The sequence below is a fragment of the Flagellimonas aequoris genome (genome assembly GCF_003584165.1).
GTDB lineage: Bacteria > Bacteroidota > Bacteroidia > Flavobacteriales > Flavobacteriaceae > Flagellimonas > Flagellimonas aequoris.
The window spans coordinates 1-22,775 of the sequence record NZ_QXFJ01000026.1 but is presented as its reverse complement, the minus strand read 5'-3'; the positions used below and the strand labels follow the sequence as shown (position 1 = coordinate 22,775).

At 44.5% G+C, this 22,775-nt stretch carries 23 protein-coding genes and 1 pseudogene; 10 read left to right on the top strand and 14 right to left on the bottom strand.

All coding sequences use genetic code 11. From position 1 onward, the window contains the following. Together D2U88_RS11315 and D2U88_RS11310 are read left to right on the top strand one after the other, a co-directional pair. Nucleotides 1-228: GMC family oxidoreductase (locus tag D2U88_RS11315; protein WP_220473502.1), on the top strand; the 228-nt coding region annotated here is incomplete at its 5' end. Next, nucleotides 228-881 (top strand): gluconate 2-dehydrogenase subunit 3 family protein, encoded by a 654-nt coding sequence (locus D2U88_RS11310; protein ID WP_119640700.1) that lies wholly within the window; start codon nucleotides 228-230, stop codon nucleotides 879-881. The genes D2U88_RS11315 and D2U88_RS11310, both read left to right, overlap by 1 nt. A gap of 154 nt (nucleotides 882-1,035) precedes the next feature. Here D2U88_RS11310 and D2U88_RS11305 read toward each other — a convergent pair whose 3' ends face one another. Together D2U88_RS11305 and D2U88_RS11300 are read right to left on the bottom strand one after the other, a co-directional pair. Beyond that, nucleotides 1,036-3,504: a ribonucleoside-diphosphate reductase subunit alpha gene (locus D2U88_RS11305; protein WP_119640699.1), complete on the bottom strand. Its 2,469-nt coding sequence runs from the start codon at nucleotides 3,502-3,504 to the stop codon at nucleotides 1,036-1,038. Nucleotides 3,505-3,629: 125 nt separating this feature from the next. Then, the gene (locus tag D2U88_RS11300; RefSeq protein ID WP_119640698.1) at nucleotides 3,630-4,616 is read right to left on the bottom strand and encodes a ribonucleotide-diphosphate reductase subunit beta; all 987 of its coding nucleotides are present in this window, start codon (nucleotides 4,614-4,616) and stop codon (nucleotides 3,630-3,632) included. An 897-nt stretch (nucleotides 4,617-5,513) separates the two neighbouring features. Between D2U88_RS11300 and D2U88_RS11290 the strand changes: the two genes are divergently transcribed. Both D2U88_RS11290 and D2U88_RS11285 read left to right on the top strand, forming a co-directional pair. Beyond that, nucleotides 5,514-6,248, top strand: coding sequence for a LytR/AlgR family response regulator transcription factor (locus tag D2U88_RS11290; protein WP_119640696.1), 735 nt, complete (start codon nucleotides 5,514-5,516; stop codon nucleotides 6,246-6,248). Between the two features lie 81 nt (nucleotides 6,249-6,329). Beyond that, the gene (locus D2U88_RS11285; protein ID WP_235855781.1) at nucleotides 6,330-8,231 is read left to right on the top strand and encodes a tetratricopeptide repeat-containing sensor histidine kinase; all 1,902 of its coding nucleotides are present in this window, start codon (nucleotides 6,330-6,332) and stop codon (nucleotides 8,229-8,231) included. Here D2U88_RS11285 and D2U88_RS11280 read toward each other — a convergent pair. Then, the gene (locus tag D2U88_RS11280; RefSeq protein ID WP_119640694.1) at nucleotides 8,224-8,793 is read right to left on the bottom strand and encodes a DUF3109 family protein; all 570 of its coding nucleotides are present in this window, start codon (nucleotides 8,791-8,793) and stop codon (nucleotides 8,224-8,226) included. The two genes, D2U88_RS11285 and D2U88_RS11280, sit on opposite strands and share 8 nt — an antisense overlap. Nucleotides 8,794-8,913: 120 nt before the next feature. Between D2U88_RS11280 and D2U88_RS11275 the strand changes: the two genes are divergently transcribed. Both D2U88_RS11275 and D2U88_RS11270 read left to right on the top strand, forming a co-directional pair. After that, nucleotides 8,914-9,498, top strand: coding sequence for a MarC family protein (locus D2U88_RS11275; protein ID WP_119640701.1), 585 nt, complete (start codon nucleotides 8,914-8,916; stop codon nucleotides 9,496-9,498). A 9-nt stretch (nucleotides 9,499-9,507) separates the two neighbouring features. Then, on the top strand, nucleotides 9,508-9,705 hold the full coding sequence (locus D2U88_RS11270) for a hypothetical protein (protein WP_119640693.1): 198 nt from the start codon (nucleotides 9,508-9,510) through the stop codon (nucleotides 9,703-9,705). A gap of 7 nt (nucleotides 9,706-9,712) precedes the next feature. Here the strand turns inward: D2U88_RS11270 and D2U88_RS11265 are convergent, their stop codons facing one another. The 4 genes from D2U88_RS11265 to D2U88_RS11250 all read right to left on the bottom strand — a co-directional run bounded on the left by D2U88_RS11265 (nucleotide 9,713) and on the right by D2U88_RS11250 (nucleotide 13,213). Beyond that, nucleotides 9,713-11,341, bottom strand: coding sequence for a S41 family peptidase (locus D2U88_RS11265; RefSeq protein WP_119640692.1), 1,629 nt, complete (start codon nucleotides 11,339-11,341; stop codon nucleotides 9,713-9,715). 16 nt (nucleotides 11,342-11,357) lie between these two features. Continuing rightward, entirely contained in the window at nucleotides 11,358-11,795 is a 438-nt protein-coding gene (locus D2U88_RS11260; RefSeq protein ID WP_119640691.1) for a deoxycytidylate deaminase, read from the bottom strand. A gap of 86 nt (nucleotides 11,796-11,881) precedes the next feature. Beyond that, complete coding sequence (locus D2U88_RS11255) at nucleotides 11,882-12,466, bottom strand: HupE/UreJ family protein (RefSeq protein ID WP_119640690.1); 585 nt, start codon at nucleotides 12,464-12,466, stop codon at nucleotides 11,882-11,884. Nucleotides 12,467-12,475: 9 nt separating this feature from the next. After that, the gene (locus tag D2U88_RS11250; protein WP_119640689.1) at nucleotides 12,476-13,213 is read right to left on the bottom strand and encodes a TerB family tellurite resistance protein; all 738 of its coding nucleotides are present in this window, start codon (nucleotides 13,211-13,213) and stop codon (nucleotides 12,476-12,478) included. Between the two features lie 122 nt (nucleotides 13,214-13,335). Here D2U88_RS11250 and D2U88_RS11245 point away from each other — a divergent pair, with 122 nt between their 5' ends. From D2U88_RS11245 to D2U88_RS11235, 3 genes are all read left to right on the top strand, one after another. Continuing rightward, entirely contained in the window at nucleotides 13,336-13,746 is a 411-nt protein-coding gene (locus tag D2U88_RS11245; RefSeq protein ID WP_119640688.1) for a BrxA/BrxB family bacilliredoxin, read from the top strand. A gap of 83 nt (nucleotides 13,747-13,829) precedes the next feature. After that, entirely contained in the window at nucleotides 13,830-14,567 is a 738-nt protein-coding gene (locus D2U88_RS11240) for a lysophospholipid acyltransferase family protein (protein ID WP_119640687.1), read from the top strand. Continuing rightward, nucleotides 14,564-15,223 carry an HD domain-containing protein gene (locus D2U88_RS11235; RefSeq protein WP_119640686.1) on the top strand — a complete coding sequence of 220 codons (660 nt, stop codon included), beginning with the start codon at nucleotides 14,564-14,566 and terminating at the stop codon, nucleotides 15,221-15,223. Before D2U88_RS11240 ends, D2U88_RS11235 begins: the two co-directional genes overlap by 4 nt. A 22-nt stretch (nucleotides 15,224-15,245) precedes the next feature. Here D2U88_RS11235 and D2U88_RS11230 read toward each other — a convergent pair whose 3' ends face one another. Continuing rightward, entirely contained in the window at nucleotides 15,246-16,691 is a 1,446-nt protein-coding gene (locus D2U88_RS11230) for a glycosyltransferase family 2 protein (protein WP_119640685.1), read from the bottom strand. Nucleotides 16,692-16,897: 206 nt separating this feature from the next. Here D2U88_RS11230 and D2U88_RS11225 point away from each other — a divergent pair, with 206 nt between their 5' ends. Beyond that, the gene (locus D2U88_RS11225; RefSeq protein WP_119640684.1) at nucleotides 16,898-18,322 is read left to right on the top strand and encodes a Gfo/Idh/MocA family protein; all 1,425 of its coding nucleotides are present in this window, start codon (nucleotides 16,898-16,900) and stop codon (nucleotides 18,320-18,322) included. Between the two features lie 30 nt (nucleotides 18,323-18,352). Here D2U88_RS11225 and D2U88_RS11220 read toward each other — a convergent pair whose 3' ends face one another. From D2U88_RS11220 to D2U88_RS19545, 6 genes and pseudogenes are all read right to left on the bottom strand, one after another. Next, nucleotides 18,353-19,609 carry an RNA polymerase sigma factor gene (locus D2U88_RS11220; protein WP_220473501.1) on the bottom strand — a complete coding sequence of 419 codons (1,257 nt, stop codon included), beginning with the start codon at nucleotides 19,607-19,609 and terminating at the stop codon, nucleotides 18,353-18,355. A 53-nt stretch (nucleotides 19,610-19,662) separates the two neighbouring features. Then, nucleotides 19,663-20,013: a YciI family protein gene (locus D2U88_RS11215; protein ID WP_119640682.1), complete on the bottom strand. Its 351-nt coding sequence runs from the start codon at nucleotides 20,011-20,013 to the stop codon at nucleotides 19,663-19,665. Nucleotides 20,014-20,112: 99 nt separating this feature from the next. Then, a complete protein-coding gene (locus D2U88_RS11210) occupies nucleotides 20,113-21,186 on the bottom strand; it encodes a PA0069 family radical SAM protein (RefSeq protein WP_119640681.1) in 1,074 nt (357 codons plus the stop codon). A gap of 107 nt (nucleotides 21,187-21,293) precedes the next feature. Next, nucleotides 21,294-21,524 (bottom strand): hypothetical protein, encoded by a 231-nt coding sequence (locus D2U88_RS11205; RefSeq protein ID WP_119640680.1) that lies wholly within the window; start codon nucleotides 21,522-21,524, stop codon nucleotides 21,294-21,296. 251 nt (nucleotides 21,525-21,775) lie between these two features. Further along, the gene (istB, locus tag D2U88_RS11200) at nucleotides 21,776-22,513 is read right to left on the bottom strand and encodes an IS21-like element helper ATPase IstB (RefSeq protein ID WP_119608405.1); all 738 of its coding nucleotides are present in this window, start codon (nucleotides 22,511-22,513) and stop codon (nucleotides 21,776-21,778) included. 23 nt (nucleotides 22,514-22,536) lie between these two features. Continuing rightward, a pseudogene (locus D2U88_RS19545) lies at nucleotides 22,537-22,775 on the bottom strand (IS21 family transposase); the annotation flags it as partial.

The window sequence follows — 22,775 nt, the reverse complement described above, 5'->3', positions numbered from 1 at the left end:
GCCCTCGGTTTGGGTATCCACGAGATGGGTACGGCGCGTATGGGCCTCGACCCGAAGACCTCCGTGGTGAACGGGAACAACCAGGTGCACACCTGCAAGAACGTCTACGTGACCGACGGCGCCTTCATGGCCTCTGCCAGCTGCGTGAACCCCTCGCTCACCTACATGGCATTCACCGCAAGGGCCGCCAACCATGCCGCCCAGGAACTCAAAAAAGGAAACATCTAATGGAAAGAAGATCAGCACTCAAGAACATGGGGATGGCCTTCGGCTACGCCGTGGCGACCCCCACACTGTTAAGCCTGCTCCAGGGCTGCAAGGACAAACCTGCCTATGCGGAATGGACGCCCGGCTTTCTGGACAAGGGACAGGGACAGGCCCTGGCCACCACCCTGGACGTGATCCTTCCCAGGACCGACACCCCCTCGGCCACCGAGGTGAACGTGCACGCCTTCATCGACTCCTACCTGGACGAGGTGATGCCCCTGGACCAGAGGGACTTCGTGATGATGAAGATGGAGAAGTTCTACGACAGGGCACTGGAGGACTCCGGCAAGACGGAGCTGGCGGAGCTGGAAGCAGCGGACATCGAGCCGGTGCTCGCCACCTACCTGAAAAAGCGCACCGACGAGGAGGAACAGGCGCACAACGAGGCGGTGATGGACTACATGCAGGCCATCATGCAGGGGGGCGAGGCCACCCTGGACGACGAGGTGGCGCGCTATACCTTCGCCAACGAGCTCAGGGACCTGGCCACATGGGCCTACAAGTCCTCGGAGAAGGTCGGCGAGGAGGTACTGGCCTACCTGCCCATCCCAGGGGAGTACATCCCCTGTGGGGACCTCAACACCCTTACCGGTGGAAAGGCCTGGTCCGAATAGCCACAGGGACATAGAATAACAAAAGGGCCGCCCGGTTTGGGCGGCCCTTTTTTATGCCAAAAAAATACCTCGGATGGTTCTAACGTGGGGTGAACCTTTTCCGAGGCATTTAATCAATAAACACTATCACATGTACCGTAAAGCCCGGTACTAACTATGATCCACACATCAAGCAGTCATCGTCTGCTTGGCCTTCTTTGGCGCGTGCAATCATTTCTTTCATTTCTTCTGGCGTTAAGGGCTGTATGTCAACTTCCTGTTGACTTACAGACATAGCGTTTACATTTATTTCTTCCGCGGCATTGGATGGGGTTTCAATTTCAGCCATGACCGTTACCGGTTCCTCTTTCTTTTTGGTATTGTCCAGCGTGAATTTAATGGCGTCTACCGCAGCTTTTGTCCTCAAATAGTACATACCTGTCTTCAACCCGCTTTTCCAAGCATAGAAGTGCATAGAGGTCAATTTAGCATAATTGGCATTCTCCATGAACAGGTTCAAGGATTGGCTCTGGTCAATGAAATATCCTCGTTGACGGCTCATGTCGATGATATCCTTCATGCTGAGTTCCCAAACGGTTTTATAAAGCTCCTTGATGTCTTGTGGAATGGCATCGATATCCTGCACCGAACCATTGGCACGCATCAATTCCTGTTTCAAATTCTCGTTCCAGAGTCCCAGTTTCACCAAGTCTTCCAACAAATGCTTGTTCACCACAATGAATTCCCCGGAAAGTACCCTTCTGGTGTAGATGTTTGAAGTATAGGGTTCAAAACATTCATTATTCCCCAAAATTTGGGATGTGGAAGCGGTGGGCATAGGAGCGACCAACAAGGAGTTCCTTACCCCATGTTTTAGGACCTCGTTTCTCAGTTTATCCCAATCCCATCTTCCTGATAGTTCGCTGTCCTTTATTCCCCAAAGGTTATGCTGAAACTCCCCTTGGGAAATGGGTGATCCCTTATAGCTTGAATAGGCCCCATCCTCCTTGGCCAGTTCCATGGAAGCAGTAACTGCTGCAAAATAAAGGGTCTCGAAAATTTCTTGGTTGAGTTTTTTAGCCTCATCACTGGTGAAGGGCAATCGCAACATGATGAAGGTATCCGCTAATCCTTGGACACCCAAACCAACAGGTCTGTGCCTCATGTTGGAATTTCGGGCCTCTTCCACCGGATAAAAGTTTCTATCGATGACCTTGTTCAGGTTACGGGTGACTTGTTTGGTCACACGGAAAAGTTCCTTGTGATCGAACTCTCCATTCTTTATGAACATGGGGAGGGCAATGGATGCCAAATTACATACGGCCACCTCATCCGGGGAAGTATATTCCAAAATCTCCGTACAAAGGTTGGAGGAACGGATAGTCCCCAAATTCTTTTGGTTGCTCTTGCGATTGGCGGCATCCTTGTAAAGCATGTACGGGGTACCTGTTTCGATTTGGGATTCCAAAATCTTTTCCCAAAGGTCCCTCGCCTTGATGGTCTTTCTGCCTTTGCCCTCAGCTTCATATTTTAAATAACGGGCCTCAAATTCTTCACTATGGGAATCGAACAAGCCTGGGCATTCGTTCGGGCACATCAAGGTCCATTCGGCATCGGCCTCTACCCGTTTCATGAACAGATCGGGGATCCACATGGCATAGAATAGGTCGCGTGCACGCATCTCCTCTTTTCCGTGGTTCTTTTTCAGTTCCAAAAAGTCAAAAATATCGGCATGCCAAGGTTCTACATAAATGGCAAAGCTTCCCTTACGTTTTCCACCCCCTTGGTCCACATAACGGGCGGTATCGTTAAAAACCCTGAGCATGGGAACAATCCCATTGGAAGTACCATTAGTTCCTGCAATATAGGATCCCGTGGCCCTGATGTTGTGGATGGACAACCCGATACCTCCTGCAGATTGCGAAATCTTGGCGGTCTGTTTCAAGGTGTCGTAAATACCATCAATGCTGTCATCTTTCATGGCCAAAAGAAAGCAGGAGGACATTTGCGGTTTAGGGGTACCGGAGTTGAACAGGGTCGGGGTGGCATGGGTGAAGTACTTTTTGGACATCAACTCATACGTTTCCACTGCGGAATCCAAATCATCCAAATGGATGCCCACGGCAACCCTCATCAACATATGCTGGGGGCGTTCGGCAATTTTTCCGTTGATTTTCAACAAATAGGAACGTTCCAAGGTTTTAAATCCAAAGTAATCATAGCCAAAATCACGATTGTAGATGATGGTGGAATCCAGCTTTTCAGCATTCTCGGAAATGACCTGGTACACTTCATCCGAAAGCAAAGGCGCTTTTTTTCCCGTTCTTGGGTTCACATATTCGTAGAGGTCCTTCATGGCTTCGGAGAAGGACTTTTTAGTGTTCTTGTGTAGGTTGGAGACGGATATCCTAGCAGCTAGCTTCGCATAATCGGGATGTGTTGTGGTCATAGTGGCGGCTATCTCCGCGGCCAAATTGTCCAATTCCGAAGTGGTAACCCCATCATACAGTCCCTCGATGACCCTCATGGCCACCTTTACCGGATCGACAAGACCGTTGAGTCCGTAACAAAGTTTTCTAACCCTGGCCGTGATCTTATCGAACATAATCGGCTCTTTTCTCCCATCTCTTTTAACTACATACATAGTGTTGCTCGTGTTTTAGTCGTTGTTGATTTGTTCCTTAGTACTGTTAAAAAATTAACATTTTAAAATAAAGGCCATGAAAACCCTCTAAACCTATGGTCAGGAGGGTTGCAATTTTCTAATGATCAAAAATCCGCGTCGAAACTGATCTTTTGGGAATCGGAGTCCTTCTCTTTGTTCAGCACTCCTGCCTTTTGATATTCCGATACGCGTTTTTCAAAGAAATTGGTCTTCCCTTGGAGGGAAATCATGTCCATGAAATCGAATGGATTGGTGGCATTGTATACCTTTTCACATTCGAGTTCCACCAACAATCTGTCCGTTACAAACTCCAAGTACTGGGTCATTAATTTAGCGTTCATCCCGATCAGGCTCACCGGTAGCGATTCGGTAATGAACTCTCTTTCTATATTGAGGGCATCCACAATGATGTCCTTGATTCGTGATTTGGGTACCTTGTTCACCAAATGTTTGTTGTGTAGGTGAACGGCAAAGTCGCAGTGCATTCCTTCGTCCCTAGAAATCAACTCATTGGAAAAGGTTAGACCCGGCATCAATCCGCGTTTCTTCAACCAGAAAATGGAGCAAAACGCCCCGGAAAAGAATATTCCCTCAACAGCTGCAAAAGCGATCAAACGTTCGGCAAAACTTGGTGATTCTATCCATTTAAGGGCCCAATCGGCTTTCTTTTTTATGGCTGGGAAATTCTCAATAGCTTTGAACAAGGTGTTTTTTTCTTTCTCATCCTTTACATAGGTATCGATGAGCAAAGAATAGGTTTCAGAATGGATGTTCTCCATCATAATCTGAAAACCGTAGAAGAACTTGGCTTCAGAAAATTGCACTTCGTTTACAAAGTTTTCAGCAAGGTTTTCGTTTACGATACCATCGGAAGCAGCAAAAAAAGCAAGGATATGCTTGATGAAGTACTGCTCGTCCTCGTTCAATTTGGTGTTCCAATCGGTGAGATCCTGATGAAGATCGATCTCTTCGGCGGTCCAAAAGCACGCTTCACATTTTTTATACCATTCCCAAAGGTCGTGGTGCTGAATGGGGAAGATTACAAATCTATCCTTGTTTTCCTGTAATATGGGCTCAATTGCTTCGGACATGTTATTCGTTATATGGTTATTTAGTATGGAAGGAAGTTTCCTCTTGAATAGAGAAAACAAATATTTAAAAATGTTGCTTAAATGTAAAGGGGCAACTCGGAAAACGGGAACAAAGTTTTTAACACCCAATGTTGAAATCTAGGACAGCCAAGCGTGGGCGGAGGACTAATGGAAACAAGGATCGTGGATAGATTTTTTGACCATAAAAAAAGACCAAAAAGTATATTGAACAATACCTTTTGGTCTGGCTTTTATGATGAACGTGCATATAATGGGATATTACCAAACAGTACGGCCTCTCCAAGTTCTGCCTTGACAATCTTTTATCGTTCTAGGTAGTTCCCCCGAAACCTAAAATCAAATCCAGATTTGGCCAAACTGAAGATTTTGTCTTGCAAGCGGTTTCCTATAATCAAGAGAATGGTTGCTTTGGCCGTACAATTTTTGGTAATACAATATGTTAAGAGCGTTGGTCGGGATATGTCATTTTTTGGCAACGACCTTGTCCCAATCGGATCGGATCTTTACTTGCTTGTGTTCCGATACCGCGGCAAAAACCAAGGCAACGATCAAAATCACAAAAAGAATTATACATTTTCTCATTTCAACGCGACATTAGATTACACCCTAATTTTTGGTAGCGCCAAGATAGACAACAAAAATCCCGTGCCATGTTGTGTATGTATGAACGGTCACTTTTTGTGTATAATCGGTTTTGGGTATTTTAACAATTTCATCCTGTACATCCAATAATTCAGTTTTTTGGGCCGAAACTTGACATTTTTCACATGATTTTGCATTTTCTACCAGTTATACGTGTTAAATGCCCATTAGCACATAATTTTAAATCTGTATAGAGAATAATCCTAAATTTGAATTAACGTATACCTACACAATATGTTGGAAGCCGTAATTGTTGATGACGAGATCAAGGCACTTCAAAGCCTGAGTTGGGAATTGACCAACTTGAGCGATGAGGTGGATATTGTTGCATCCTTTACCGATGCCCATGAGGCATTGGACTATTTGGAGCGCAATACCCCTGATTGTCTTTTCTTGGACATTGAGATGCCCGCTATGGACGGTTTTCAGTTTATCAAGAACCTGAAGAACAAGGATTTTCCGGTAGTGATCACCACGGCATACAACCAATATGCATTGCAGGCCCTCAAGAACGAGGCCATTGATTACCTGCTCAAACCCATTGATACCGACGACCTTGAAATCACCATTGCAAAGATCAAGCGCTACAATGCCAAGAATCTTACGATAGAGCGACTGGAAAAAATTCTATTGAATTTCAATGCCGAGTCTCACAGTAAAAAAATTACCATCAATACCGATGGTAAATTGGTTTTTCTGAACAGCGATGAGATCCTGTTTGCGGAATCCGATGGAAACTATAGCACCATCTTTCTAAAGGATGGACAAAAGATCCTGCTCACCAAAAAATTAAAGGAAGTCAATGCGCTTTTGCCTGAAAATAGCTTTTTCAGAATCCACAACTCTTACATCATTAACCTCAACAAAATCAAAGAATTCCTAAAAACCGATGGCTATGTGGTTTTGGAATCCAATCATAAAATTCCTGTCTCCCGGCAAAAAAAATCCGACTTTTTGGATATGCTGTAACCATCCCAAAAACCTGTGGCCATAGTAAAGTTCAAACAAATCGACCACCTACATCGAGTACAAAGAACGACTCTGTTTTTTTTGTTTGCTCTCCTTACATCCATTGGTTCCAAAGGACAGGACATTCCTGACAATTTTGAGGAAAAAGCAGAAACCCTTGCGCAACTAAGGCCCAAAACCTATGAGTCCATAGACAAGGAACTGGACGAAGAAAAGCGGGACACTACCTTATTGCGTTATTTTGCCGCCATAAGCAAGGAAAACGATTATTTGGAAGGTGAGGCCTACGCCTTGAACCAATTGGGAATGAAGTACAGGAACTATTCCCAATATGAGAAATCGGTCCAGTTGCACGAACAGGCTCTGTCACTATCGGAAAAAGCGAACAATACCGAGATGCGGGTATTGAGCCTGAATATGCTTGGAGTTGTTTACCGCCGCACCGATGCCATAAAAACGGCACTGGATTACCACCAAAAGGCACTTGAGTTGGCCGAACAGGTGGAAAATCCGTCCAACCATATCAAAAGGAGCATAAATGTGGCCTTAAATGGCATCGGGAACCTTTATCAGACCTTGGAACAGTATGACCTTGCCATTATTCAGTTCCGCCGCGCCCTAAAACTGGAAGAGGAACTGGGCAACAAGTTGGGTCTGGCCATCAACCATCAAAACATTGGCCATTGCCTTGAAGAAAAAGGCGATCTGGAAGCTGCTCTCGAAAACTACAGAAAATCGTTGGCGTACAACGAAGAAATCAACTCCGATATTGGTCGCGTAATCTGCAAGAACAGTTTGGCACAAATCTATCTGAAACAGGACATGCCCTACGCAGCCTTGGTACTTTTGGAGCCGCTGCATGATGAATCCAAGAGAATCGGCGATTATTTCATCGCCTCATCAGTCTTCATCAATACCGGTTGGGCACATACCAAATTGGGGAATTACGAAAAGGCCCATGATTTTATTTCGGAAGGCCTTGAAATGGCCCAAACCCGAAATCTGCCCAGTAGCATCCTGTACGGGTACCAAAAAATGTCGGAACTGGAGAATGCCCGGGGCGATTACAAAAAGGCGTACGAATTCTACAAAAAGGCAGATGAGTATGATGCCGAAATATCCAGTGCCACCAACCTAAGGTACATGAACGACATCATCGTCAGATATGAAGCGGATAAAAAGAACAACCAGATTGCCGTACTGGCCAAGGAAAACGAGATTGTTAGGCTACGGTTGAAGAAAAACCAGACCACCCTGTTGGTGAGCGCATTGATCGTTGGACTCATTTCTTCCATTCTTTATATCCTGTACCGACAATACCAAAGTAAGAATGAAAAAAGGGTGCTCACCTTGGAACAGAAAATGCTCCGAAGCCAAATGAACCCTCACTTTTTGTTCAACTCGTTGAACTCCATCAAGCTTTACATCATCAACAACGAGCAAAAAAATGCAGTGCACTATTTGAACAAGTTCTCCAAACTGGTCCGAAAGATTTTGGAAGCTTCTTCACAACGGGAAATCTCCTTGGCCGAAGAACTGGAGACGGTAGAACTTTATATGAACATCGAAAACATCCGATTTTCCAATGAAATCGATTTCAGCATCAATGTGGATAAGGATATCTACATCGACAATATTAAAATCCCTTCCCTCACCCTGCAACCTTTCCTGGAAAACTCATTATGGCATGGATTGTCCCCTAAAGAAGGTGACAAGAAAATACAGGTACGTGTAAAAAGAAAAGACCAGGGACATGTGACCATCGAAATCATAGATAATGGTGTGGGGCGAACCATGGCAGAAGCCAATAAAGAGAACAGGGTGCTCAAAAGAAAATCAGTGGGCATTCATATTACCAAGGAAAGGTTGGCCAATTTTTCCAAGGATTACCAAAATAAGTTTGATGTGGACATTGTTGACCTCTTCGACGAAAATGGGAATCCCAATGGAACCAAGGTCATCTTGGACATCCCCACTATTTAGGATTGCCCTTGGCAACCTCTTCCAATTCACTGTACCAAGCCTTGCCAAATTTTCTGATCAAGGCATCCTTTACAAATTTGTATATGGGCACCTTCAATTCTTTTCCCAATTCACAGGCTGGGTCACATATTTCCCATTTGTGGTAATTGACCGCTGTAAACTCGGAATATTCGCGGGTCCGAACAGGGTACAGGTGACATGATATCGGCTTTTTCCATTTGGTAACACCATTTTCATAAGCCGCCTCCAATCCGCATTTGGCTATCCCATCCTCCGAAAACACCACATAGGCACACTCGTTGTTGTTTACCAAAGGGGTCTCCCATTCACCATCCTCTCCCTTTACAAAGGCACCTTGTTCCTCTATGGCCTTTATACCTTCGGGGCGTAAATACGGTTTAACATCCTGATAGATGTTTACCAATTTATCCGTTTCGGAATCCTCCAAGGGCGCCCCATACTCCCCACCTACACAGCAGGCTCCCTTGCAGGCATTCAGGTTGCAGACAAAATCGTTTTCCAAGATCTCTTCGGATACGATGGTTTTTCCTATCTGGAACATACAGCTCAGTTTTGGGACAAAGGTAGTCCAAAACCCAAAATTTGACATTTTATAAACTTTTTAATGTCATCCAAAAGGTTTTTTTACACGTACATTTGCTGTCCGAAAAAAATAGGTGCCATGAATTTCAACTTTAAGGAAATAGCTACAGCGGGAATGATCCTTTTTGCCGTGATCGATATCTTGGGAAGCATCCCCATCATCATATCACTCAGGAACAAGGTAGGTCACATACAATCGGAAAAGGCCTCCATTGTCGCTGCCTGCATTATGGTGGCCTTTTTGTTCGTTGGGGAAAAGATCCTGAAGCTGATCGGTATCGATGTGAACTCCTTTGCCGTAGCGGGTGCCTTCATCATTTTTTTCTTGGCCATTGAGATGATCTTGGGGATTACCCTATACCGTGACGATGTGCCGGAGACCGCTTCCATCGTTCCCATTGCCTTCCCTTTGATCGCTGGTGCAGGAACCATGACCTCTCTTTTGGCCCTGCGTGCCGAATATCATGTGGAGAACATCATTGTTGCCATTCTACTAAACATTATCTTTGTATATATCGTTCTTAAATCCAGTGCGCGAATAGAACGGGTGTTGGGCAAAAATGGGCTTAACATCATCCGAAAGGTGTTCGGTGTGATCTTGATGGCCATTGCCGTAAAGCTTTTTGCCTCCAACATCAACCAATTGCTCGAGCACGGATATTAAATCAGTGTCATGAATAAGACCTTTAGTATCATCCTCATCATTTTGGCCATGGGGCTCATCGCCTATAATGTGACCTTAGTGAATTTTGAAAATCCGTTCCAAGGCGATAGTACTATCGCCCTAATCGGCATTGTGGCCTCGTTGTGTGCCATCGTATTGCTGCTGATCTTTATGACCTCCAAAAAGATTGAAAAGAAGCTGAAGTAAGGAACAATTAAGGTTTAACCCTTACAGCTCCCACTTGGGATGGGTCTATAATGGCTTCATCCAATTGCTTTACCTTTTTCAGCATGGGGTCAAAATCCCCTTTGATCTGTGCGGACATGTTGGGCGAAAACAGTTGTTCTGCGATATTCGCCTTTAGATAGGCCTTTATCTTATCCTCATAGGCATAGAAATCCAACCTCACTTTTCTATCCAACACAAACTGGATGAAACGGTCAAAAAGGATGTCGTCTACCTTGAATTCGTCCAAAAATTGGTTCTGGGTATATTCGGCATAGCGTGTCCTGTCCTCCTCCAAATGTTCAAAAACAAATCTGGCGAAAAATTGGTAGGTATCGTCCATACTGTCAATGGCCTCTTCCTCATTGGTGCCAATGGGCACGAATACATCGGGAATGATCCCACCACCACCATAGACCACTTTTCCTTTTGGGGTCACGAATCTTAGGGAGTCCGCTACCTTAATGCTATCGGCGGAGACAAGCTCCCCGCTGGTATAGCGTTCCATGAACTTTTTATAATAATCATGGTTTCCGTTCTTGTACGATTTTTGGATGGAACGACCCGTGGGCGTGTAGTATCTGCTCACCGTCAACCTGACCGCAGAACCGTCACCAAGGTCCATTTCGCGTTGTACCAAACCTTTTCCGAAAGAACGTCTTCCCACAATAGTCCCGATATCGTTGTCCTGAAGGGCTCCTGCAATAATCTCACTGGCAGAGGCCGATCGCTCGTTGATCAGCACATATACGGGTTTGTCCTCAAAATCTCCCTTATCAGTGGCATATGCTTTTTTTATCCTTCCCTTTTTGTTTTTGGTGAACACGATCAGTTTGTCCTCCCCTAAAAACTCATCCGCTAGCTTTTCCGCAATACCCAAATATCCACCGGGATTGTCCCTAAGGTCGAGAACCAATTTTTCGGCTCCTCTCAATTTTAGCTTTTTGAGGGCGTCTTTAAACTCATCAAAGGTGGATTCCGCAAAACGATTTATTTTGATGTAGCCCATATCCCCCGTTAGCATGTAATATGAATCCACGCTCCTAATCGGTACACGGTCACGGGTCACGGACATGTCCAATACCTTGTTCTCGGATTTTCTAAAAACCTTTAAGTTCACCTTGGTCCCTATTTTTCCTTTCAAGGTGGAAACCACATCATCATTGGGTATCCTCCTGCCGTACAAGGTATCTTGATCGGCCATTAAAATACGATCACCAGGCCTTATCCCGCTAATGTAGCTGGGGCCGTTCTTTATGGTCCTGATCACGGTGATGGTATCCCTGAACATGTAAAAACTTACCCCGATACCGGCAAAATCCCCTTTCATGCTCTCAGCGACCTCGTTCATTTCACTCTTGGGAATATAGACGGAATGGGGATCCAATTTGCCCAAAATGTTGTTCACGGTCACATCCACAATGCTGTCCGTGTCTATTTCGTCCACATACTCATAGTCAATATAGTCGATAAGTCTGTTGAGTTTATCCTTTTTGGAATTGGTGGAAAAGAGCTTTTCCGGTGAATCGTTGAAGTGGAGTTTGCCCCCTATAAAGATGCCGATGGCTACTGCCATTGCCAACAAGGTGGGCCAAATATATCCGTTGATCTTTTTCATAATAGCAATATGGTGTTTAGACCATTTCTTCCAAAATGGGCAAGTGGAGCACTTCTACCCCTGCCCGCTCCAGAAATTCCAGTCCGGAGTCATCTTTATATGCTTGTTGGTATACCACACGTTTTATGCCAGCTTGGTGGACCAACTTGCTGCATTCCCTACAAGGGGACAAGGTAATGTACAAGGTAGCCCCTTCGCAGGACTGGGTTGAGGATGCCACTTTTAATATGGCATTGGCCTCTGCATGGAGCACATACCATTTGGTATAGCCTTCATCATCCTCACAAACATTCTCGAAACCTGTTGGGGTCCCGTTATACCCATCGGAAATGATCATTCTGTCCTTTACGATAATGGCCCCCACCTGCCTTCTTTTGCAGTAGGACAGTTTACCCCATTCCTGGGCCATCCTTAGGTATGCCTTATCGTACTTTTCTTGTTTGCTCTCCTTCATAAATCCATGAATAAGCTGATAATTAAATAAATATACCTGCTTTGGAAGACCCTTACAACCTTATTCGATTAATTTTAACGATGCCCTCACTTGGGAAACGTAGCAATGAGCAAGGGTATTGTAATGGCAATGATCAAAATTGAGGCCGCCGCAATAAAAATGCTTCGTTTCACCTTCAACAAGTCCAATACCACAAAAGCTATGCCCAAAACTATCAGGATAATGGTTACCTGTGACAGTTCTATTCCCGTGGCAAAACCTAAAAGCGGTGTAACCTTGTCTTCTTCTTCCGCCATCAACATCTTGAAGTAATTGGAAAAGCCAAAACCGTGGACCAATCCAAAAAATCCGGTGGCCACATAATGCAATAGTTCACCAATATTCACCCCTTCTTTGAACACGTAGGTAAAATTGAACAAAGCCGTCACCAAAATGGTCACTGGAATCAAGAATTCTATGAGTCCCACATCCACTGTCGCCACATCATACACGGATAGTGCCAACGAGGTACAATGGGCCACGGTAAAAATGGTCGCCAACACCAATACATGCTTCCAATTTTTGAACGTAAAGGGCACCGCCAAGGCCGATAAGAACAAGATATGGTCATAGGCCCCAAGGTCCAACACGTGGTGGAGCCCCATTTTAACGTAGAAAAAAAACTCTTGCATAGCTTCTGATTATGAAATTCCTCGCTCCTTTTGAATGGTCTCGTAGGCTTTTTGTACTTCCTTGAACTTTTCCTCCGCTCCTTTCCGGATGGCCTCATTTTCGGTCACCACACGATCGGGATGGTATTTTTTTGCCATGTTACGATAGGCTTTTTTCACCTCGTCATCTGTGGCACTTCTATCAATCTCCAAAATTTTATAGGCATTATCGGCAGATTTCACGAACATGGCCATGATGCTTTCAAAATCATGTGCCCCCACCCGCAAATAGCTGGCTATCTCTCGCAATTTTTGCACCTCGGAGGAGCTCAATTGCCCATCGGCCTGTGCAATACCGAACAAAAAATGCAACAATTGTAATCGGACCTCGTAACGGGTGCGTTGCACCATATAGGCACAGATACGCTCCGCGGAAACCTCTCTTTTCTTGATGACTTCGTTGAAGGTTCGGAAAATAGCATTGGCCCTTTCCTTTCCATACGTGCTCAAAAAATACTGCCTCACATAATCCAACTCGGTCTGGTTTACCTTGCCATCGGCCTTTATGATGATGGAGCACAGGGAAAGTAGGTTCAACTCAAAATCGGCAGGGGAAACGGTCTGTTTGTTGGCATTCTGGAACACCGTACCGCCTCCACTGTTGGAACTTCCCCAACCATCCAGAAGGCTTCCCACGATAAACCCCAGAACAGCTCCCGGAAACCGAAATACAAAATAGCCGAGAAAGGCGGCCACCCATTTGATCATCCTGCAAATTTTAAACCCCAAATATAGGGCTTTGCTCAGTAAACAAAGCTTTAAGCAATGTTAAGGGTGATGAAAAAAACCATACAATACCGTATCTTTGGAATCTAATTAAAAATAAGCCTATGTATCCCGAAGAATTGGTAAAACCTATGCGCGCAGACTTGGCCAACGCCGGGTTTGAGGAACTACATACAAGTGAGGCGGTAGAAAACGCCCTAAAACAGGAAGGAACCACCTTGGTCGTGGTCAATTCGGTTTGTGGATGTGCCGCAGCCAACGCCAGACCAGCAGCCAAATTGAGCCTACAGAACGGTAAAACACCAGACCATTTGGTGACCGTTTTTGCCGGGGTTGATATGGACGCCGTGACAACTGCAAGAAACCATATGGTCCCTTTTCCTCCATCGTCGCCAAGTATGGCACTTTTTAAGGATGGGGAACTTGTACATATGATCGAAAGACACCATATTGAAGGAAGACCTGCTGAAATTATTGCAGAAAACCTGATGGAAGCATACGACGAATTTTGTTAATGCTTTCGATTATATAGAAAAGCAGACCACCCTTAAGGGTGGTTTTTTTATTTTTACGCTTAACTAAAATTAAAGTCGCGACCGTGCTCAAATTGCTTTCGTATCCATTGACCGTTCTGTTCTTTATCTGTTTCGGATTGGTCTTGGTCATTTTCCATCCCATCCAATGGTTATGCCTAAATGTTTTTGGGTATGATGCCCATAAAAGGAGCGTTTCCATCCTCAATTGGTTCATTATGTTGTGCACCGGTATTTTGGGAACCCGTTACAAGTTTAAAAACACACATGACATCCCTACGGATAGGCCTCTGATCATTGTGACCAACCACCAGAGCATGTACGATATTCCCCCCATCATCTGGTTTATGCGAAAGTACCATCCCAAGTTTGTGAGCAAAATAGAACTCGGTAAAGGGATTCCGAGTGTTTCCTTCAACCTAAGACATAGTGGATCTGCTTTAATCGACAGGAAAGATCCCAAGCAATCCATAGAAGAACTTCAAAAATTGGGAAAGTACATTGAAAAGTATAACAGGAGTGCCGTCATCTTCCCAGAAGGTACCCGAAGCCGGACAGGGGCACCCAAACCTTTTAGAACCACTGGACTGAAGGTCTTAATGAAGAACGCGCCATCAGCATTAATTGTACCCATCAGTATAAACAACTCGTGGAAATTGCTCAGATATGGCAAGTTCCCCATGGGACTGGGCTCCTATGTACAGTTCAAGGTGCATGCCCCAGTAGAAATCCAAGGAAATGCAGATGACGTTATCGCTGAAGTTGAAAAACAAATTGTTTCCGGAGTAAACACCGCATCATGAAAGAATACCAATTGATACAAAATACTGTTCATTTTGTCAAAAAAACCCTTCTGGAAGCCGAGGGTGGTCATGATTGGTTCCATATTGAACGGGTTTACAATACAGCCAATCTCATTTTAAAAAATGAAAGGGCAGATCAACTCGTGGTGAAACTTTCGGCCCTACTGCATGACATTGCAGATCCCAAATTCCATGATGGGGATGAAACTTTGGGGCCTAAAATGACCCAAGAATTTTTAAGGGGTCAAAATACTTCGGAAGACACTATCGACCATGTAGTGAAAATTATTCAACACATGTCGTTTAAAAATAGCCTGGACAAAAACCAAGGGACGTTTACTTCAAAAGAAATGGAAATTGTTCAGGATGCCGATAGGTTGGATGCCATAGGCGCCATCGGTATAGCAAGGGCCTTTAATTACGGAGGATTCAAGAACAGGGCACTGTATGACCCTGGCATGCCCCCGAACCCCAATATGACCAAGGAAGAGTACAAAACTTCCAATGCCCCCACCATCAACCACTTTTATGAAAAACTGCTCTTGCTAAAAGATGGCATGCACACCGAAACCGGAAAAAGAATTGCCCAAGAAAGACACCAATTTATGCTTGAATATCTGGAGCAATTTTACAAAGAATGGAATGGTAGGGAATAACCTTTTCCTAAAAATTTAGACCCTATTTTTTCTGGGGCAAACCCCGTGTCAGCCAACCTCTACGATTTGCCGTTGCTATAGCATAAGGCGTGATCCAAAACAATCCGAAAGTATAAAGGATACTATACGAATAGGCCCAAAAGGATTCTGACAGTTGATACCGCTTTGCATAGAACAATACCGGGAAAGTGGTCACAACAAGGATGCTGGCCAATGTGGAACTGATGAACAATAATGGGTGAGACAAAATGAAGAACAGCATGAACAGCAATAAGGGATAGCTCATGACAATGCGAAGGAACTGGCTCAAAAACAGAAAACGTGTTCCTGCTTTTGGACCCTTACGAAAATTTTTGAATACGTATTTTGACATTTCTATATTCTCACGGACATTGCTCCTACCCCATCTAATGAACATTTTGTAGAGTCCACGGTATTTTTCGGGAACATTGGTATAGCAATAGGCATTCCTTTGGAACAATACATGATGGCCCTGTTTTAGAATCATGTTGGTCATGGCTCGGTCCTCGCCAATATCCGAGGGCTTACCCATAAAAGTTTGGTTGATCCAATCGGGCAAACAGGCAAAAACTGCCGAACTTCTATAGGCGGCCAAGGCACCAGGGGTACAAAGAACAGAATTCAGACTGCTCTCTGCAGACCGAACAAATTCAAAACTAAGAACAAAACTTACATCCAACATTTTTGGCAGCAATGCCTTTTCGTTGTTCAACACTCTAATATTGCCGGCAACTGCACCACATTCCGGATTTGTGACAAAGGGGCTTACCAAATTGCGCAAGGTGTCTCTTTTTACAATGGAGTCACTATCAACGGTAACAAAGACCTCTCCCGTACCTTCATTGAAACCACGGTAGAGTGCATGCCGTTTTCCTTGGTTCTTGGGTTGCTTGTAAATAGCCAAACAATCTCCCAATTCCCTTTTGGCCTCCTGTATCCAATGCCATGTGTCATCTTGGCTTCCATCGTCCACGGCAAGTAGCTGCAATTTTTCCTCGGGATAGTCATTTTTGGCAAGACTGATCAACGTATGATAGACTTGTTTTCCTTCATTATAGGCCGGAACAATTACGGTACAGGTGGGCAGTTCCTCATCCGATACAGAGGCTATGGCCTTATATTTAAAGTACCTATATACCGTGTATAGAAAAAAGCCGACCCTAAAGAGGAACAAAGCCCCTGCGAAAACCATAAAATAAAGACCCAGTGTGGAACTCATCCGTTCCAAGTTGAACTGTTCAAAATCGCCCTGCAGGATATATACAAGATAAGCAGAGCCCAACATAAGCACAAAAGTGCTACCCAGGACAAAGACGCCCCAAGCATCCGCTGTTTGGAAAAAAGTCCTGATTCTTTGTTTCAGATGAAAACCCTTTTGTTTTTTATAGGCAATATGAAGATTGTTATTTGCTTTTTTTTGCGATTGGTTATATGCAGTGTTTCCCATGTGTCCTATCGGTAATTTTTGCTGTTTGTGGGATGTACGTAAGGGTTGCCTTTTTAGATGCTTTTTTATAATTATTTAACGTAATCGGAACAAAAACGGTTCCCAAAAGCACCATAATCGTAAATGATATTGATGGAATACATGACAAAGCCCATGATCTCCTACAGTTTTTTGTATCTTGGTTGGACATAATCAAACTAAACAAAATGCAAAGAAGAAATTTTTTGAAAAATGCTGCCGCTGCATCGGCTGCATTTTCCATTGTTCCCAGTTACGTATTGGGCAAAACGCATGTTCCCCCAAGTGATACTTTGTATGTGGCCGGCTTCGGTGTTGGTGGCAGGGGTAACAGTGTAATTAATGGGTTGAACGATACCGGTCGGGTCAAATTCGTGTCTTTCTGTGATGTGGATGCCCGCCGTGCCAAGGAAACTTTTGACAAGTTCCCCGATGTACCCCGCTACAAAGATTTTAGAAAGGTTTATGATGAGCGTTTAACCGACATCGACGCCATTATGGTGGCCACTCCCGACCACATGCACGCTACCATTGCGTTGCCTTTTATGCGCGAGAAAAAACACGCCTATGTTGAAAAGCCATTGACCCACAATATCTACGAGGCACGTTTGATGACCAAAGTGGCCAAGGAAAATGGTATCGTGACCCAAATGGGGAACCAAGGTGCATCCAGTGACGATAGCCGAATTGCCCGCGAATGGGTAGAATCCGGCATTATCGGAAAAGTGCATACCATTGACTGCTGGACCAACCGACCCGTTTGGCCACAAGGCGTTCCCATGCCCACTGAAAAACAAAGAATCCCAAAAGAATTGGATTGGGACCTTTGGTTGGGCGTAGCTGCTGAAAGGGATTATAATGCTGCCTACCTTCCGTTTAAATGGAGAGGTTTCTGGGATTTTGGCACAGGCGCTTTGGGAGATATGGGTTGCCATATCATGGAAACCCCGTTCAGCGTGCTGGATTTGGGTTACCCTAAAGAAGCCGAGGCCAGTTGTACCACGGTTTGGGTAGGTGATTTTGTGGAGGCCGATTATAGCCACTCATGCCCTCCATCGTCTAAAATACATTTGAAATTTGACCATGAAGACCATGGTGAAATTGCCCTTAACTGGTATGATGGCGGTATCAAACCTGACCTGCCGGACGAGTTGAAGGATGGTGAGACCATCGGTGATTCTGGAGGTGGAACCGTAATGTACGGGGACAAAGGCATCTTGGTTTGTGATACCTATTCCAGAAATGCACGACTGTTGCCTTCCGATATGATGGATCTGTATAAAGCTCCGGCTCCAAAATACCCAAGGGTACCTGGCAGTGTGGGCGGACATATTGCAAACTTTGTGGATGGTTGCCAAAACGGAACACCGACTTCTTCCAACTTTGAAAAAGCAGGTCGACTGACCGAAACCGTCCTTATGGGTAATCTGGCCGTAAAAGCATATCAGTATAAAGAGTTGAAACCAGGCAAAAAAGCCACTGATTGGGATCCTTACCATTCTCCAGGAAGGAGAAAACTTATCTGGGATGGTGAGAACATGAAAATCACCAACTACGATAAGGCCAATGAATGGGTCACCAGAGAATATAGAAAAGGTTGGGAACTTAAATAAACCTGACAGACCTAATATTAAGACTGGCCCTCATTTTATGAGGGCCAATTTTTTTTCATAGTGTTTTTTCACCACCATATTCCCGCAAAGTGAAATGGCCTTTTTTAAAACCTCCTTTTGGGCTTCCGGCTGTTGTAATTGGGACAAAATTTCTGCTTTGACCGCATAGTAAAGTTCTGTATCCTTGAAATCGGTCTTTTGTTCCAAAACCAATAATTCTTCCATAGTCTTAACGGCCCCTTTCACTTTTTTATAGGCCACCAATCGGTTCAGTGCCAGGATGGGTGAATAATGCATTTTTAATTGCACGTCATACAGATACAGAACGTTTCCCCAGTCCGTGGAGGCAAAATCATTGGCAGTAGAATGATAGAAGGACCGGGCCGCCTCCAAGTGGTAATTGGAAGGCATTCTGTCCTTTGTTCCCGCATTTTCTAGGTGACCAATACCAATTCGGATTAAATTTTGGTCATACTTGGTACGGTCATGATGTTCCAAAGTGACCAATTCCCCTTTTTCATCGATGCGTGCATCAAATCGGGAAGCGTGAAAACACATCAATGCGATCAAGGCTTCTAGGTTGGGATGCCGGCAATATTTGTTTTCCCTTAGCAGCAAGGCCAAACGCAAGGCTTCATAGCAAATGTCCTTTTTGATCATTTGGGAGCCTGACGTCACCGCATATCCTTCGGAAAACATCAAATAAATAACCTGCAATACTTGGAACAACCGGGATTGCAATCCCATTTCAACGGGAATCTTCAGCATTTTCACATCATCCCTGAACTTTTTCTTGGCGCGGGTGAACGATTTGGCCACCGCCTCTTCCTTTTTCAAAAGGGCATCGGCCAGTTCCTTATTGCTGAACCCTCCTATCAACTTTAAGCTTAGGACAATCTGATATTCTTTGGAAAGTGATGGATGGCAACATGCAAAGATCATCTGCAATTGGCTATCCGTGATGGTATCGTCTAAAACCAAATCCACTATCTTCTCTCCTTCACTTAAAATATTCAGATTTTCTGTTTCTTGAAATGCTATTTTTTGGTCGCGCCGAAGATGATCCAACAAACTATTGTTGGCCACCATATATAGCCATCCCGTAGGATTGTCCGGAATGGATTTATAGGCCCAGACTTGCATGGCTTTTATAAATGCTTCCTGTGCCACATCCTCGATTTGCTCCAAATGGGCGGTACCATATTTATGGGTCAAAATGGAAACCACTTTGCCATATTCACTTCTAAAAAGATGTTCAACAGTATGGTTGACCTTGTTTTCTTCCACCATTAAAAATAAAAAAGCCCGATGTAAACCGGGCTCTATTGCAAATACAATTTTTAGGGCTCCATGGTAAGTATTTCCCTTACTTCAACGAAGCTCCCCTCATAATCAAAGATGGGGCATCCCTTGGAAATTTCAACGGCTTCCTCCATATTCTTGGCCTTGACGATCAAATAGCCGCCCACCATTTCAGCGCCTTCGGCATAAGGTCCATTGGTGACCACTTCACCTCTGTCATGCACCACTTTCCCATCCTTGTCCAATGGCAGTCCATCAATCAGTTTGCCCTGTTCCTGAAGACCGCCCATCCATTCGCCCCATACTTCCATGTGGGCCTGTTTTTCTTCTTGCGACAATTTATCAAAGGCATCATCGCCACCTCTGAACAAATACAAAAAATTACTCATACATTAGGTTTTTGTGTTCGCCTTGCGAACGTGTTATACTTTGTTTTCATCATGATGACGAACCTATTGCCAAGAATTGGACAGGTATTATAAATTTATTTAAAATAACCTCATCTGACCATCTTTGTATTGCTGGTGCAGGTCCATGTTCAGTTTTGGAAATACTTTATCCCCAAAATACCTCTTTCTGGCCAAATGTGCCATTTTATGGATCTGTTCGGCTATCTTCCCCTCCCCTCTGGTACGGACACCAAATCGACTATCGTTTACTGAACCTCCATGACAATCTTGGATCTGGTGCAATACTTTTTCCGCACTATCGGGCATGGTCTTTTTTATCCAATCGGCAAAGATTTGACCTATGGCACCGTTCAATCGGACCACGGTAAGACCGAATGAAAGGGCACCGTATTCGGAGACCTTTTTTGCCAAAGGCAACAGTTCATGACTATTTATCCCCGGAATCATAGGGGCCAACATAGCATTTACGGGAATCTTGTTTTCTGATAAAAGCCTTATGGTTTCCAATCTTTTTTGGATGGATACCGTTCTGGGCTCCAATATTCTTCGTGTTTTTTCGGAAAGCGAAGTGACCGATACGTTGACTCCTACCAACTGATGGGCATTGAGTTCCTTCAAGATATCCAAATCCCTCAGAATAAGGGCATTTTTGGTTATAATGCCCACGGGGTGCCTATATTTTAAAAACACCTCCAGACATTTCCGGGTAATTTCAAACTTTTGTTCCGCGGGCTGATAGCAGTCCGTGTTTCCGGATAGGACAATGGTCTGGGCCACCCAATTTTTGTGTTTTATCTTGGCTTCCAACAAAGCCGGGGCAGATTTCTTTACCAAAATCCGTCGTTCAAAATCAAGACCGGCACTATAGCCCCAATACTCATGGGTGTTTCGTGCGTAGCAATAAATACAGCCGTGCTCGCACCCTTGGTAGGGGTTCATGGAATACATCATACCCACATCCGGGCTATCCACTTTGTTTACAATGGTTTTGGGAAAAATGGGAATGTATTGGGTCCTATTGCTCTCTGCTTCTTCACCTTCCAAACGACAAAACTCCAAAAAGTCCTCCCGCATTTCATACACATGTTGTAGAAATGTATTGGGTGTGTTTTTCTGTGCGCCTCTCCCTTTAATAAAATCATTGGATGACATTTTTTGGATTTATTCCAAATATATGGAATATTTCCTTTTGTTGGATTTGAATCAAAAAGTTAAAAACAAAAAAAGCCCCTTAAAAGGGGCCTTTAAGCTAGCATGACTTATGGCTGATTACAGTCGCTGTTATCGACCTTGCCATCCCTGTTCTTGTCTTCCTCTTTATCGGCCACACCATTTTTGTTCAAATCCCAGCATTTGACCTCAACAGCTTCTCCCATTGTAATAATATTACCTGAACCACTTGCTGGCTCGGAATCATAATCTTTGGTACAAGACATTAAAAAAAGTCCAAGGGTCCATAAGCCCATGGTAAGTAGGTTAAGTTTTTTCATGATAATGATTTATAATTTGGGCTAAAATAGACCTGCTTGCCACTTATTCTTATAAGTAGTTGACCTTTGGCCTTTTAGGGTTGATGGATTCCGAATACCGGTTGATTGGAAAACAATGACCTTCTTAAAAAACACATTTATGATCATATGGGCTGAAAAGTGGATGAGCCGGGTAAACTGAGCCACCCGCGCCGGACGAAAGTGAGCAGTGTAAATCAACTGCTTGGATTTGACCTGTCCGTGGGTTAAACTTAGTTTTTATTTTTCAATTTTCTTCTCATTGATTCACCTTTTATGTCGATTCTGTGTGCCGTGTGTACCAAACGGTCGAGTATGGCGTCGGCCAGAGTTCTCTCCCCGATGATGTCGTGCCATTTTGATACGGGCAATTGTGATGCAATTATGGTCGATCTCTGTCCGTGACGATCCTCGATGATCTCCATGAGCGCATGCCTGTTGATATTGTCCAGTGGCTTGAGCCCGAAGTCATCAAGTATCAGTAGGTCCTGTTTTTCAAGCTTGCCTATCTGTTTAGGATAGGAACCGTCAGCTTTTGAGGTCTTCAACATGGTAAAGAGCTTGGCCGTGTTGAAGTACATGACCTTTTTCCCCATGGAACAGGCCTGGTGGCCGATTGCGGAGGCCAGATAGCTTTTGCCGACCCCGGTGCTCCCGGTAATGAGGACATTCTCCCTCTTTTTGATAAAATCGCAGTTGCCAAGGCGCTGTACCTGGTTTTTGTCCAATTGTCTGGAAGGTCTGTAATCCACCGCCTCCATAACGGCAGCATACCTAAAGCGCGCCGATCTGGTCAGGCGTTCTATCCTGCGGTTATGGCGGTCGTCCCACTCGCATTGTACGAGGTAGGCAATGATCTCGTCATTGGTATAGTCGGTGTCCGTTCCGTTGGGCCCCAAGGTCGTTTCAAATGCCCTGTGCATGCCATGGAGCCTGAGCTCCTTCATCTGTTGTATTGTCCTTTCGTTCATATGTAGTATTTAAGTATTTGTCCCTATTCATAATATTTTCCGCCCCGTATGTTCTGGTGCTCGGGCATTTCCAGATTATCATCGGCGCCCTCATCAAGCTTGTCCCAGCCCTTTTTTAGGATGCGCTCGACCATATTGTAATTATATGCACCATATTCCGTTGCCCTTCTACAGGCGCTGTCAAGACGGTCCCTGCCATATTTCTTAGCAAGGTGCAGTACGCCAAGACAGGATTTATAGGATTGTTCGGGATGCTGCTTCT